Source organism: Enterococcus sp. DIV0546 (assembly GCF_051712785.1).
Lineage (GTDB): Bacteria > Bacillota > Bacilli > Lactobacillales > Enterococcaceae > Enterococcus > Enterococcus faecalis.
Genome location: NZ_JBIOPO010000001.1, coordinates 1,365,005 through 1,379,500, shown reverse-complemented (window position 1 = coordinate 1,379,500; position 14,496 = coordinate 1,365,005). Strand labels below are relative to the sequence as shown.

General features: G+C 37.8%; 15 protein-coding genes and 2 riboswitches. Of the genes, 14 read left to right on the top strand and 1 reads right to left on the bottom strand.

The window, feature by feature from the left end:
• Positions 1–18: 18 nt before the first annotated feature.
• The 4 genes from hslV to IGJ24_RS06615 are packed head-to-tail and all read left to right on the top strand — an operon-like array spanning position 19 to position 3,697.
• A complete protein-coding gene (gene hslV, locus IGJ24_RS06630; RefSeq protein ID WP_002357489.1) occupies positions 19–567 on the top strand; it encodes an HslVU peptidase proteolytic subunit in 549 nt (182 codons plus the stop codon).
• 14 nt (positions 568–581) lie between these two features.
• Complete coding sequence (gene hslU, locus IGJ24_RS06625; RefSeq protein ID WP_002366731.1) at positions 582–1,985, top strand: ATP-dependent protease ATPase subunit HslU; 1,404 nt, start codon at positions 582–584, stop codon at positions 1,983–1,985.
• Positions 1,986–2,005: 20 nt separating this feature from the next.
• The gene (codY, locus tag IGJ24_RS06620) at positions 2,006–2,788 is read left to right on the top strand and encodes a GTP-sensing pleiotropic transcriptional regulator CodY (protein ID WP_002357492.1); all 783 of its coding nucleotides are present in this window, start codon (positions 2,006–2,008) and stop codon (positions 2,786–2,788) included.
• Between the two features lie 33 nt (positions 2,789–2,821).
• Positions 2,822–3,697, top strand: a complete 876-nt coding sequence (locus IGJ24_RS06615; RefSeq protein ID WP_289865540.1) for an aldose 1-epimerase family protein — start codon at positions 2,822–2,824, stop codon at positions 3,695–3,697.
• Between the two features lie 41 nt (positions 3,698–3,738).
• On the opposite strand, the gene plsY is transcribed toward IGJ24_RS06615, so the two are convergent.
• Positions 3,739–4,368, bottom strand: a complete 630-nt coding sequence (gene plsY, locus IGJ24_RS06610) for a glycerol-3-phosphate 1-O-acyltransferase PlsY (RefSeq protein ID WP_002360243.1) — start codon at positions 4,366–4,368, stop codon at positions 3,739–3,741.
• A 205-nt stretch (positions 4,369–4,573) separates the two neighbouring features.
• Positions 4,574–4,733, top strand: a riboswitch (cobalamin riboswitch).
• A gap of 118 nt (positions 4,734–4,851) precedes the next feature.
• Here plsY and IGJ24_RS06605 point away from each other — a divergent pair.
• The 10 genes from IGJ24_RS06605 (at position 4,852) to eutA (ending at position 14,480) form a co-directional block, all read left to right on the top strand.
• Complete coding sequence (locus IGJ24_RS06605) at positions 4,852–5,880, top strand: ABC transporter substrate-binding protein (protein ID WP_002384486.1); 1,029 nt, start codon at positions 4,852–4,854, stop codon at positions 5,878–5,880.
• The gene (locus tag IGJ24_RS06600) at positions 5,873–6,880 is read left to right on the top strand and encodes a FecCD family ABC transporter permease (RefSeq protein WP_141439395.1); all 1,008 of its coding nucleotides are present in this window, start codon (positions 5,873–5,875) and stop codon (positions 6,878–6,880) included. The genes IGJ24_RS06605 and IGJ24_RS06600 overlap by 8 nt, the downstream gene beginning before the upstream one ends.
• A complete protein-coding gene (locus IGJ24_RS06595) occupies positions 6,877–7,644 on the top strand; it encodes an ABC transporter ATP-binding protein (protein ID WP_002357498.1) in 768 nt (255 codons plus the stop codon). Before IGJ24_RS06600 ends, IGJ24_RS06595 begins: the two co-directional genes overlap by 4 nt.
• 141 nt (positions 7,645–7,785) lie before the next feature.
• The gene (locus IGJ24_RS06590; protein ID WP_002363995.1) at positions 7,786–8,229 is read left to right on the top strand and encodes a EutP/PduV family microcompartment system protein; all 444 of its coding nucleotides are present in this window, start codon (positions 7,786–7,788) and stop codon (positions 8,227–8,229) included.
• Complete coding sequence (locus IGJ24_RS06585; protein ID WP_010822842.1) at positions 8,226–8,807, top strand: cob(I)yrinic acid a,c-diamide adenosyltransferase; 582 nt, start codon at positions 8,226–8,228, stop codon at positions 8,805–8,807. Before IGJ24_RS06590 ends, IGJ24_RS06585 begins: the two co-directional genes overlap by 4 nt.
• Before the next feature lie 44 nt (positions 8,808–8,851).
• Positions 8,852–9,001, top strand: a riboswitch (adenosylcobalamin (AdoCbl) riboswitch).
• Positions 9,002–9,293: 292 nt separating this feature from the next.
• Positions 9,294–10,424, top strand: a complete 1,131-nt coding sequence (locus tag IGJ24_RS06580; protein WP_438775367.1) for a 1-propanol dehydrogenase PduQ — start codon at positions 9,294–9,296, stop codon at positions 10,422–10,424.
• Positions 10,425–10,583: 159 nt separating this feature from the next.
• On the top strand, positions 10,584–10,931 hold the full coding sequence (eutS, locus tag IGJ24_RS06575) for an ethanolamine utilization microcompartment protein EutS (RefSeq protein WP_002345864.1): 348 nt from the start codon (positions 10,584–10,586) through the stop codon (positions 10,929–10,931).
• A gap of 27 nt (positions 10,932–10,958) precedes the next feature.
• The gene (locus IGJ24_RS06570; RefSeq protein ID WP_002384488.1) at positions 10,959–11,531 is read left to right on the top strand and encodes an ANTAR domain-containing response regulator; all 573 of its coding nucleotides are present in this window, start codon (positions 10,959–10,961) and stop codon (positions 11,529–11,531) included.
• A complete protein-coding gene (locus IGJ24_RS06565; protein WP_002357504.1) occupies positions 11,532–12,965 on the top strand; it encodes a sensor histidine kinase in 1,434 nt (477 codons plus the stop codon).
• Positions 12,966–13,031: 66 nt separating this feature from the next.
• On the top strand, positions 13,032–14,480 hold the full coding sequence (eutA, locus tag IGJ24_RS06560) for an ethanolamine ammonia-lyase reactivating factor EutA (protein ID WP_002415553.1): 1,449 nt from the start codon (positions 13,032–13,034) through the stop codon (positions 14,478–14,480).
• The last annotated feature ends 16 nt before the right edge of the window (positions 14,481–14,496 follow it).

The following is a 14,496-nucleotide window of genomic DNA, read 5'->3' as shown; positions in this document are numbered from 1 at the left end:
CGTCTAGGAGGAACAACAATGGTTGAATCACAATTTCACTCTACAACAATTTGTGCAGTCGAAAAAGATGGAAAATTTGCAATGGCTGGTGACGGCCAAGTAACAATGGGCGAATCTGTCGTTATGAAAGGTACGGCCAAAAAAGTGCGCCGTATTTACAATGATGAAGTCGTTGTCGGTTTTGCAGGGAGTGTGGCAGATGCCTTTACATTAGAAGAAAAGTTTGAAGGAAAATTAAATGAATACAACGGAAACTTAACGAGAGCTGCGGTTGAGTTAGCCCAAGAGTGGCGTACACAACAGTCTATGCAAAAATTAGAAGCTATGCTGATTGTGATGAATAAGGAAGAAATGCTCTTAGTTTCAGGAACTGGGGAAGTCATCACACCAGACGATGGTATTTTAGCAATTGGTTCTGGCGGTAATTTTGCTTTGTCCGCTGCAAGAGCCATGAAAAACTTTGGCGATAAAGAAATGCCAGCGAAAGAGATTGCTAAAAATGCCTTAAATATTGCTGCAGATATCTGTGTATTTACGAATCATAATATCATTGTAGAAGAATTATAAGCGAGGGAAAATCCATGAATGAATTAAACAAAACACCAAAAGAAATAGTCAAAGAACTAGATCAATATATTGTTGGACAGCAAGCTGCCAAAAAATCAGTGGCGGTAGCTTTACGTAACCGCTATCGTCGCTTGCAATTAGAAGAAAATATGCAACAAGATATTACGCCTAAAAACTTACTAATGATTGGACCAACAGGTGTTGGTAAAACTGAGATTGCTCGTCGTCTCGCAAAAATTGTCAATGCGCCTTTTGTAAAAGTTGAAGCAACCAAATTTACAGAAGTAGGCTATGTTGGTCGGGATGTCGAATCAATGGTTCGAGATTTAGTAGAAAATGCGATCCAAATTGTTGAAAAACAACAATACAGTCGCGTGTATGCGCAAGCCTTGAAAAAGGCCAATCAACGTTTAGTAAAAGTATTAGTGCCTGGAATTAAAAAAGAACAAAAACAGGCTGGCGGTAATCAATTTGAACAAATGATGAACATGTTTAACATGGCTCAGCAACAGCAAGAAGCACAAGAAGAAGTAACGGAAGATATTCGAGCGAATCGCCGAACAATTTTGGAACAGCTGGAAAAAGGTCTATTAGATAATCGTGAAGTAACAATTGAAATTGAAGAACCGAAGAAAACGATGCCAGCTATGAACAATGGCCTAGAACAAATGGGTATCGACTTAAATGAAACGTTAGGCGCTCTGTCACCAAAGAAAAAAATCGAACGTACTGTAACGGTGAAAGAAGCACAAGAATTATTAGTGAAAGAAGAATCAGCAAAAATTGTCAATGACGCTGATATCCATAGTGAAGCTATTCGTTTAGCTGAATCAAGCGGAATTATTTTTATCGATGAGATTGATAAAATCACCTCTAAAAGCCAACAAAATTCGGGCGAAGTCTCTCGTGAAGGAGTACAAAGAGACATTTTGCCGATTGTTGAAGGCTCCCAAGTTAACACGAAGTATGGTCCTTTACAAACGGATCACATTTTATTTATCGCTTCAGGTGCTTTCCACTTGTCAAAACCAAGTGACTTGATTCCAGAATTACAAGGCCGCTTCCCAATTCGAGTTGAATTAGATGATTTAACGGCGGATGACTTCGTAAGTATCTTAACTGAGCCAAACAATGCTTTAATTAAACAATATGTAGCATTAATCGGTACAGAAAATGTTTCAGTCATCTTTACCAAAGAAGCAATTGAACGGTTAGCACACATCGCTTATGATGTAAACCGTGATACAGATAATATTGGGGCGCGTCGTTTACACACAATTTTAGAGCGTTTATTAGAAGATTTATTATATGAAGCACCAGATATGCAAATGGGTGAAATTACGATTACCGAAGCATATGTCAATGAAAAATTGAATGACATTGTTCAAAATGAAGATTTAAGTCGTTACATCTTATAAAAAAGGCTGGAGGAGAAAAGATGGCTACATTATTAGAAAAAACACGTCAAGTGAACGAGCTTTTGCAAAAAAACAATCTGTTTGACGTACAAGCAGAACTTCCGTACAACAAAATGGCAATGATTTTAGGGGATATTTTAGAAAGTAATGCGTATATTATTAGTAGTTCAGGGGATTTGTTGGGGTATACTGAAAAATTAGATGTTAATAATGCCCGTATCAAAAATATGTTTAAAGAGAAAAAATTTCCTCAAGGATACACCGAGGCCGTGGATATGCTCAAAGTAACCGAAGCCAATATTCCAATAGATAGTGATTTAACTGCATTTCCTTTTGAATCACGAGAGCTGTATCCGTTTGGTTTAACCACTATTGTGCCTTTGTACGGTGCTGGCAAACGCTTGGGTACGATTATTTTAGCGCGTGTTGAAAAATCCTTTAACGAGGATGATTTAGTGTTAGCTGAATATAGTGCGACCGTTGTCGGCATGCAAATTTTGTATCATCAATCCAGAACAATTGAAGCAGAAGTTCGCAGTGCGACTGCCGTGCAAATGGCCATCAACACTCTTTCCTATAGTGAATTAAAAGCCGTCCATGCTATTTTTGAAGCCTTAGATGGCGAAGAAGGTCGTTTAACTGCTTCAAGTATTGCAGACGAAATAGGCATTACTCGTTCCGTAATTGTGAATGCCTTAAGAAAATTAGAATCAGCTGGAATTATTGAATCACGTTCTCTTGGTATGAAAGGGACTTATTTAAAAGTGTTAAATCAACAATTTATTAAAGAGTTGGAAAAATAAGCAATTGCTCGTATCAACTAGGAGGACAACGCAATGACTGTACAAATTGAAAATGAATTTCTAATCGCAACATTTGCTGAAGAAGGAGCAGAATTAGTAAGTTTACAATCAAAAGAAACCGGCATTGAATATATTTGGCAAGGAAATCCTGAATTTTGGGCCCGCCATGCGCCCGTACTTTTTCCGATTGTCGGTCGTCTAAAAGAAGATACGTATATATACCAAAATCAAGCGTATCATTTAACTCAACATGGTTTTGCTCGTGATCAAGTATTTGATGTGATTGAAAAAGGTGGAGAAGAAGTTTCTTTTTCACTAAAATCAACAAAAGAAACCAAGAAGAAGTATCCTTTTGATTTTGAACTAGTGATTACTTATACATTAGAACACCAAGAATTGACTGTAAACTACCAAGTAGAAAATACAGGGAAAGAAGAGATGTATTTTGGGATTGGTGGTCATCCAGCCTTTAATGTACCTTTAGAATCTTCACTAACGTTTGAAGATTATTATCTAAGTTTTTCACCTAAAAAATCACGGACACAAATTCCCTTAGCAGGCTCGTTTATTGATTTAGCGAATAAAACGCTAGCCCAAACGAATACCAGCTTTGACTTAACGCATCAATTATTTGAAAATGATGCAATGATTTTTGAAACAAAAGGTCAAACAGCAATTACGATTGCCACAGACGAAAGTGACCATCAAGTCACTTTGAGTTATCCAGAAATGCCTTTTGTGGGGATTTGGTCACCGACACCGAAAGAAGCGCCTTTTGTCTGTATCGAACCTTGGTGCGGGATTGCTGATGCTGTCGACGCAACTGGCCAACTTGCTGAAAAATTTGGCATCAATAAGTTACCAGCTAACGAACTATTTAAAACACAGTATATGATTAGTGTAAAATAAAGAAAAAGGCTGTGAACATTATTTGTTCACAGCCTTTTTCTTTATTTTTTTGCACGTAAGCCAAAAGAAAGACGACTTTCTGTTCCATTTTTAATTCGCTGAATGTTTTCACGATGACGGACAAAGATAAAAGTAGTCAAAGCAATCGCAATCACGGTTAATAACCAGTTAAATGTTGGTAAAATAGCTGGGACAGTGAAAGGCAAAATAATAGTAGAAAGTGTAATTAGTACAGCGCTAATCATACTTGTTAAACTCACCATACTGGTTAGATACAGACAAATCACAAAAATAAGAGCAGAATAAATAAAAAATGTGGGGCTGTATGCTAATAACATGCCAGCGCTAGTGGCTACGGCTTTACCACCTTTGAAATTGGCAAAAATAGGGAAGGTATGCCCTAAAACAGCTGCTACCCCAAAGAAGAGCGGGTTCACGCCTTGCAAACCAAACAAATAGGGTAATGAAGTGGCTAACGTTCCTTTCAAGATATCCATTAATAATACCGTAATTCCGGCAGGTTTCCCTAAGACACGAAATGTATTGGTTGTTCCTGTATTCCCACTCCCAAATTGGCGTATATCTTTTTTAAAGAAAAGTTTACCAATCCAAACACCTGAGGGAATCGAACCTAATAAATAGGCAACAAGTAACAAAATGACGATTTTCATCAAGTTAACCTCTTTCTTATTCAAACTAGGATTTATTTTATCATGAATAGAAAAACGGAACAACGTCTAATAACTAAAACAAGAAAAGTTTTTCTTTTGCTTGAGGAAGCGTTGACAAATGGTTGATAACCGTTATAATAAATGTGTGTCATTAGACAAAGACGTCTAATCACTGGTTTGAAAATTAGTTATCAACGAAGATACAATATATATGTACTTATGAAGTGTCAGGGAAAGAGGTGCGAATCCTCTACAGACCTACCTACTGTATGGTGGATGAAACCAATAAGACCACAGATTATTCTGGAAGGATTGGGAGTAAGAAGAAGCTAAGTCAGGATACCGGCTTGATAAGTCTAATCATTCTTTTGTAGGAAAAAGAAGGGGCTTTGAAGATAACTGGCTGAGTATATCATTAGCATAGTTAAGTGACTGCTTTTTTTCTATTGGAGAAAAAAGTGGTTTTTTTGTATTGTTTTGACGTTGAGACAAAGGAGGTTCATTTCAGAAAATTTTCCCCAAAATAAAATAGACGAATGCGAGGATGAAAAAATGAAAAAATTTACTTTAACAATGATGACTTTAGGTTTAGTAGCAACACTTGGCTTAGCAGGGTGTGGTAAACAGGAAAAGAAAGCAACTACCTCTTCTGAAAAAACAGAAGTAACGTTACCAACCAAAGACCGTAGCGGCAAAGAAATTACTTTACCCAAAGAAGCAACCAAAATTATTTCTCTAGTGCCATCAACAACAGAAGTGATTGAAGACTTAGGTAAAACCGATCAATTAATCGCAGTTGATACTCAAAGTAGCACAATGATGACTGATTTAAAAAAATTACCACAAATGGATATGATGGCTGTCGATGCAGAAAAATTGATTGCCTTGAAACCACAAATTGTTTATGTGAATGACATCAATTTAGCTAGCTCAGAAAGTGTTTGGAAACAAGTGGAAGATGCTGGAATTACAGTCGTTAATATCCCCACTAGTACAAGTATCAAAGCAATCAAAGAAGACGTCCAATTCATCGCGGATAGCTTATCTGAACATGAAAAAGGACAAAAGTTAATCAAAACAATGGATCAAGAAATCGACGAAGTAGCCAAAATTGGGAAAACTATTAAAAAACCAAAAACTGTTTTGTTTGAAGTAGCTGCCTTACCAGACATTTATAGTTTTGGTAATGGGACATTTTTAAATGAAATGATTGAAACAATTGGGGCAAAAAATGTTTTGGCAAATGAAAAAGGCTGGTTACCAGTGACAGAAGAAGCGGCCATTGCTGCAAAACCAGAAGTCATTTTAACCAATGTTAACTATATGAAAGATCCCGCCAAAGAAATTTTAGCTCGTAAAAACTGGGAAAACGTTCCTGCAGTTCAAAACAAAGAAGTTTTCGAAATTGACAACATGTCTAGCTCTTTACCAAATAACCATATTACCAAAGCATTAAAACAAATGGCAAAAGCTGTTTATCCAGAGGAATATAAGGATTTAAAAGATGAGTAAAAAAACGTGTCTCATGCTGATGCTCTTGATCAGTATGAGCATGCTCTTTTTGGGTATTAAAATTGGAAGTGTTCAGATTTCGTTAACGGATTTGCTTCAAATTTTAGTGAAAAAGACGGTTTCAGAAGACGGGATTTTAGAGGGAATCATCTGGAATGTTCGGTTACCGCGTGTCGTGATGGCCTATCTCGTGGGCGCAGGCTTAGCAGTAAGTGGCACGGTGATGCAATCACTCTTAGGTAATCCTTTAGCTTCTTCGTATACTTTGGGCGTATCAGCGGGAGCATCTTTAGGCGCTGCGTTAATCATGGTAACTGGAGTAACTGCTTCGATCTTAGGGGCGTTTTTATTGCCTTTAACTGGTTTTATCTTTGGCTTAGCAACGGTCTTTTTAGTTTTGTTATTTACGCAAACAATGGATAGTCAAATGTCCAATCAAACAGTTGTTTTAGTGGGAATGATTATGACCTTGTTTGTCGGTGCTATTTTGACGTTGATTACAGCACTTTTCCAAGATTATTTGAAACAATTAGTCTTTTGGCAAATGGGTAGTTTTTCTGGCAGTAATTGGCAAAAAATTGCTATTTATTGTCCAATCTTGCTTGTCAGCAGTCTGTTTCTTTGGTTTGATGCCAACGCATTGGATGTTCTCGGTTTAGGAGAAGAACATGCGATGTTAGCGGGAGTAGAAGTCAAAACAGCAAAACTACGCATTATTCTTTTGGCTAGTTTATTAGCAGGAAGTGCGGTTTCATTTGTCGGTGTGATTGGTTTTGTTGATTTAATAGCACCACATATTGTCCGTCGCTATTTAGGGGCGACTCATCGCTGGCTGATTCCCGGTTCGGCAATTTTAGGTGGGACCATCATGGTAATAGGGGACACAATTGCTCGCACGATTTTATCACCAAGAGAAATTCCCATCGGGGCCGTAACAGCCTTGATTGGAGCGCCATTCTTCTTGTATATTTACTTTAAAAAAAGGGGCGTTGCTGCATGATTGAATTAAAAAAAACAGCTGTAACACTCCAACAAACCCCCATTTTAAAAGATATTTCCCTCGTTTTTCCGACAGGTAGTAAAACTTGTATTTTAGGTCCAAATGGTTGCGGTAAAACGACACTTTTAAAAACGATTGCCGGACTTGTCCCTTATAGTGGTTCTGTTTTAATTGATGGTCAAGAAGTTCATGGACAAAAGCGGAAGGAATTGGCAACGAAAGTAGCGATGATGAGTCAATTCACGACAGTTGCTTTTGATTATACGGTTTACGAAACAGTTTTGATGGGGGCGTATCGACAACAAGCACAACGTTTTTTACCTATTGTTTCTAAACAAGAAAAAGAACGAGTCCTTTATTATTTAGAACGCACGGGTTTATTGCCTTTAAAAGATAAAGTTGTCAATCAGCTTTCAGGAGGACAACAACAACGAGTATTTTTGGCTAAATTATTTGTACAAGATCCAGAAATTATTTTATTGGATGAACCCAATAATCATTTGGATATTCGGTATCAACAAGAATTGATTCAGCAGTTAAATGAGTGGAGTGCGCAAGAAGGGAAAACGTTAATCGGGGTGTTTCATGATATCCGTTTAGCGTTAACGCTAAGTGAAAAAATTGTGTTTATGAAGCAAGGGAAAGTGGCCGCGCAAGGTGATTTTCAAACGTTGGCTTCCAAAGAATTTTTACAAACGATTTTTGAAACAGATATTGTCTCCTATTTTCAGAAACAACATAAAGTTTGGGAAACTATTCAATAATTTTGACAAGTTTTTTGGAAACAGGTAAGATAAAGGCAAAGAATCAGAAACACAATGGCGTGTTTTAACAAATCGGCAAAGGAGCCCAAGACTAAGTACGTGATGGTACTTGCTTTGGGCTCCTTTTTTATGGAGGTAGCGATGAAACGAATCATTTTAATGGGAGCTATCGGTTGTGGCAAAACCACGTTATGTCAAGCTCTGCAAGGCAAAGAATTAATTTATGATAAAACACAGGCGGTGGAATTTCATACAGAAATGATTGATACACCAGGCGAGTTTATTTTGCATCGACAATATTATAATGCATTAAACGTCACAGCGGCAGAAGCAGATGTGATTGGTTTGGTTCAAAGTGCTGTAGAAACACAACAAGTTTTTTCACCAGGATTTGGTAGTATTTTCCCGAAAGAAATCATTGGTATTTTAACCAAGATTGATTTAGCACAAGATTCTCAGCAGTTAGAGATTGTTCGGCAACAATTAAAAAGTGCGGGTGCAACAAGAATTTTTGAAATTTCTTCTGTTGAAAAAATTGGCTTGCAAGAATTAGTAGATTATTTAGAGGAGGATGAAGCAGAATGAAAATTTATACAAAAACTGGCGATAAGGGAATGACGAAATTAGTCGGCAGCTCAACCGTCGCTAAGGATTCTGATCGAGTTGAAAGTTATGGAACGATTGATGAATTGAATTCTTGGGTGGGCTATATTATCAGCCAACTTCCGCAAGAAAATCAAGGAATTAAAGAAGAACTAGAAGCTTTACAACATTTACTTTTTGATGCGGGAACAGATTTGTCAACACCGATTGAAGCACAACGACCATTTAAATTACAAAAGGAAAGTGTGCATTGGCTAGAACAGCGGATTGATTTCTACACTGCACAATCACCAGATATTGATCGTTTTATTTTACCTGGCGGAACCCCAGCAGCCAGTATGGTTCATGTGGCTCGGACGATTGCACGGCGCGCAGAACGCATCATTGTTCGTTTAAATTGGACAGCCAAAATTAACGAAGAGGTATTAATTTTTACCAATCGTTTATCAGATTATTTTTATGCGTTGGCTCGCTATTTAAATGTTCAAGCACAACGACCTGATGTTTTTTATGAACGAAGCGAAAAGGTTTTCCATAAAATTAAAGAAGATGGATTGTAAACAGTTGCTTTTCTAAAAAACTTATGGTAAATTTCAGATAGATTAAACGAATATTTTATGAAAAATATGAATGGAAGCCAGTGAGAATCTGGCACGGTCCCGCCACTGTGAAGAAGCAAGGTTGCTTTTAAGTCAGGTCTTTTCATTTTTTCATTATTGGGCATGCTGTTTCGAGGCAAAACAGGATGTTTCTTAACAACGCTTGTGTTGAAAATCCAGCCCAAGATATTTGTATTAATCCAATTAATGGCACGAGGAAGTGCTTTTGGGAATTTTGGGCTGGTCTTTCAATGTTGAAGGAGATTTCAGGTACAATGACGTACTGCTATATTCCCTTTTTTTATTGACAATTAATTAAAGGCGTTGTACTCTATGGATAAGGTTTCGTGTACAATGGCGTATACATAAGGAAGCAAAGACGCTTCAGACAGATGATTTTTCGTTTGTTTGAAGTGTCTTTTTGTATTTTATTAAGGAGGAATTGAGATGAGAACAATTCATTTCCCTACCGAACTATGGGTAGGAGAAGGCGCATTAGCCAATTTGGAAACACTTCATGATAGACGTGTTTTCATTGTCACAGATCCATTCATGGTTGACTCTGGATTTGTGAATGAAGTGACAAAGCATTTAACAAAAAGTGAATGGCAAATTTTTAGTGATATCATCCCCGATCCACCAATTGATAAGATCGCTGCGGGAATTAAGCAGTTAGCGACATTTCAAGGAGATACGATATTAGCTTTAGGTGGGGGATCCGCTATTGATGCGGCCAAAGCAATGAAATTTTTTGGCAAACGTACTTTGCAAACTCAGATTGCTGAGTTTATTGCGGTTCCTACAACTAGCGGGACTGGTTCAGAAGTTACAAATTTTTCAGTGATTACGGTTGCTGAAACTGGCACCAAAATCCCGCTTGTAACGGATGAAATTCAACCAGAAATTGCGATTTTAGATACAAATTTAGTGATGAGTGTCCCACCAAAAATCACAGCGGATACAGGAATGGACGTCTTAACGCATGTTATTGAAGCGTATGTTTCAACAGAAGCAAATCCGATTTCAGATTCGTTGTGCGAAAAAGTCGTTCGCCTGGTATTCGACAATTTAGAAATAGCCTTTAATCAGGGTAGCAACCAACAAGCCCGTGAAAATATGCATTTAGCTTCATGTATGGCAGGGATGGCGTTTAATGTTACTTCGTTAGGCTTGAATCACGGTATTGCTCATGCGGCCGGTGCGCGTTTACATGTGCCACATGGACGAATGAATGCAATGCTCTTACCTGAAGTCATTGCATATAACAGTGGCTTAGCGAATGGCAAAGTCACCAACGAACCAACAGCTAAACGTTATGCGCAGTTAGCAAATTGTCTAAATGATACACAGACAACCAATGCACGAATTGGTGTTCAACAATTTATTCGACAAATCAAGCAACTCCGTCAAAAATTAGACATGCCTGCCACTTTTAGTGATTATGGTTTACCAAAAGAAGAAGTCCAAGCTGCGATCCCAAAAATAGCTGAAGGCGCATTGATGGATGGCTGCACCAAAACAAATCCTGTCCAACCAACAGCAGCAGAAGTGACAAAAATTTTAAATTCTATCTTATAAGCGATTGACAGGATGAAATCGATAACATATAATGTGGGTAGCACAACGGCGTGCTTCAAAATTTAAGAGCAAAGAAGCTCCTTAGTAGAAAGCGAAAGTGGAACCTTTACGTTTTTTATTGAGGATTTTTTATTTGCTAAATTAAAGGAGCGAGTCTGGTTGGAAGAAAAACAACGAATGATTCAAGAATATGTTCCTGGGAAACAAGTAACGTTAGCGCACATCATTGCTAGTCCTAATAAAGAAATTTATACAAAATTAGGGTTGCCAGAAGGCACCAGCAATGCACTAGGTATTTTGACAATCACTCCGAGCGAAGCGGCAATTATCGCTGTTGATATTGCGACTAAAAGCGGAGATATCCAAATCGGTTTTATTGATCGTTTTTCTGGATCGGTAGTCATTTCTGGTGACGTAAGCTCAGTGGAAGCAGCCTTACAAGCGGTGATTGAAGGTTTACAACAGATTTTAAACTTTTCTGTAACTTGTAAAATTACCAGAACATAGCGTTGAAAGGACAAGGGCGTGAAGAAAATGGATGGACGAATTGTAATAGTCGATGATGAACCTATTACGAGACTCGATATTCGTGATATTGTGATAGAAGCAGGGTACGAAGTAGTCGGTGAAGCAGCCGATGGTTTTGAAGCAATTGAAGTATGTAAAAAAACACAACCTGACCTAGTATTAATGGACATTCAAATGCCAATTTTAGATGGTCTAAAAGCAGGTAAAAAAATTGTTCAAGACCAACTAGCCAGTAGTATTGTCTTTTTATCTGCATACAGTGACGTACAAAATACGGACAAGGCTAAAAAATTAGGTGCACTGGGTTATTTAGTTAAACCTCTAGACGAAAAATCATTAATACCTACAATTGAAATGAGCATTGAACGAGGCAAACAAACGCAGCTGTTACTAAGTCAAATCGATAAATTAAGTTTAAAATTAGAAGAACGTAAAATTATCGAAAAAGCCAAAGGGATTCTTGTAAAAGAAAATCATATATCGGAAGAAGAAGCCTACCAAATGTTGCGTACGTTAAGTATGAACAAACGCGCACGTATGAGTGAAATTGCAGAATTGATTGTAATGGATGATGAATAAATGAAACGATTAGAGCAATTATGTCACCAATATACCAATCTTTCAGAATCAGACATTAAAGAATTACAACGTACAGCACGTTATCTTTCTTCGACGACACTCTATCAAAGTGCAGATGTTTTTATTGATGTGTATAAGGAAATGTCACAGCAAGCACTAGTCGTTTATCATAAGCCGCCTGCGAAGACAACTTCTTTATATAGCGGAGATGTCGTCGGGATGGAAGCTTTATTAAAAAATGAACCTGGTGTTCTGCGTACCATGCAGACTAGCTTAAATAGCATTGGTTTGTTAGCAGTGACTCAGGAAAATCGTTTGATTAAGCAAAATATCTATCCCATTCGCAATGAACATCGAACGATTGGTGTCATTATTGTCGAGATTGCGGCAGATGAAGAGATTCAAGCGGACTTACAAAAAGAGGAGCTAAATAACTGCCAGTTAGCAAAAGTAGCGAAATCAACTAGTCAAGTCGACGCATTATTTATTGATCAATTGGCAGAAGCCGTTTTGATTTTTGATGCGGCGGGTCACTTATTAATTACCAATCACAATGCACAAGAGCTTTATCGCAAACTTGGTTATCGGGATAATATCATTGGAATGAGTTATGACAATTTGTCCATCGATTATACAACTTTTGAATATGTGTTGTATCAAATGAAATATAAAATGAGTAATCAACCAATTGAAAGCAAAACGACCTACCTTAATTATTATTTTAAGGTTCGGAAAGTGTGGTTGGCATCAGAAGAACAACTGATTATGATTATTCAAGACAATACAGAATTTAAAGAAAAAGAAGCGGAAATTATTTCCAAATCTGTTGCGATTCGTGAAATTCATCATCGTGTTAAAAATAACTTGCAATCGGTGGTTTCCTTATTGCGTATTCAAGAACGGCGAACGCAAAGCCCCGAAGCAAAGAAAGTCCTTCATGAAAGTGTCAATCGAATTATGGCGATTGCAGCCACCCATGAATTGCTGTCAAAACAAGTCAAAGATGACGTTGCTTTACGGCAAACATTGGAAGCAGTGATGTATAATTTTAGACATCTTTTTCAAGGCGCACAACCCATTGAGATGATGATGGATGTTGATCCAGCCATTATGGTTTCTAGCGAACAAATGGTCACCATTTCCCTTGTTGTCAACGAACTATTACAAAACATTTTTGATCATGCATTTGAGCCACAAACAAGTGGCGTTGTTAAACTTAGTGGAACATTAGATAATAAAATGATTACCATTACTGTTACAGATAATGGTAAAGGCTATGACGTTCATCAAAGTAACGAGACCAGTTTAGGTTTGATGATTGTCAAAAGCTACGTAAAAGATAAATTAAAAGGAAAAATTACAATTGAATCCAATAAACAGGGAACTAAAACCTGTTTCTATTTCGAACAGAACACCAGTGATGTTGTTCATTGATTAAGCAAAGGCGCTTAAAGAAAAGTAGAAAGAAATTTTCTAACGATTCTTTAAGTGCCTTTTTGTATGCAAAAGGAGGCGAGTCAGGCGATGTCGAAGGAAACACTTTTAACCGTAGGGATTGATTTAGGGACGTCTACAACCCAATTAGTCTTGTCAGAATTAACTGTTGAAAATTTTGCCTCTGCGTTTACAGTACCACGTATCAGCATTTCTGATAAAAAAGTCATTTACCGAAGTGACATTATCTTTACACCCTTACTTAACCAATCAGAAATTGATGCAGAACCTATCAAAGCGTTTGTAGCGGAGCAATATCGCCAAGCAGGTATTCATAAACAAGATATTCAAATGGGTGCGGTAATTATCACAGGTGAAACTGCTCGAAAAAGCAATGCTAACAATGTGCTACGAGCACTTAGTGGCTATGCAGGTGATTTTGTCGTTGCTACGGCTGGTCCTGATTTAGAAAGTATCATTGCCGGGAAAGGCGCTGGTGCTCAAACTTATTCTGAAACGAAACGCAAACCGGTGGTTAATTTAGACATTGGTGGTGGAACGACAAATTTAGCTGTCTTTAAAGATGGCGAAGTGATTGACACGGCTTGTTTTGACATTGGCGGACGCTTAATTAAATTAGATCAACAACAAAAAATCACCTATATAGCTCCGAAGATTCAAGAAATTATAAATAAAAAAGGGCTAACCTTGCACCTTGGTGACCAAGCCACCGAACAAAACTTACTGCCAATTATTTCGGAATTAGTTGACGTGTTAGAAAATAGCATTGGCTTGGGGACACAAAGTCCGTTCTACCAGTTATTAGTAACCAACCATCCACTACGAAAAGGTGAGGAATTACCAATTGTAACATTTTCTGGTGGTGTGGCTGATTGCTTAAATACGACAAGTACGAATCTCTTTAAATATGGGGACATCGGCTTACTTTTAGGAAAATATCTGAGAAAGTCACTGATTTTTTCGGAAAAAGAAGTCTTAGAAAGCGCAGAAACAATCCGAGCGACGGTCGTCGGAGCAGGTTCACATACTGCTGAAATTAGCGGAAGTACGATCGCTTATCGTGAGCAAATTTTGCCGGTAAAAAATATCCCAATTCTAAAATTAGCGCAAGAGGATGAAACCCTTACTGTGACAGAATTAGGCCAGCGAATCCAAGAAAAACTCAATTGGCATCGTATTGAAGAAACGCCCCAGATTGCCCTAGCAATTAGAGGCATGAGTAATCCAACATTTGCTGATATTCAACGCTATGGTCAAGGGATTGTGGAAGGATTAGCTAGTTTAGTTGCTGAACAAATTCCCATTATTGTTATGGTGGATGAAGACATGGCGAAAGCTTTAGGGCATGCCTTAAGTGCCCATCTGCCAAAAGACTATCCGTTTATCTGTCTTGATTCGGTCAAAGTAGAAAACGGTGATTATGTAGATATCGGTTTACCAGTGGCAGAAGGAGCCGTCCTTCCAGTCATTGTTAAGACCTTAGTATTTAATTAAAAAGGAGCGACACAAA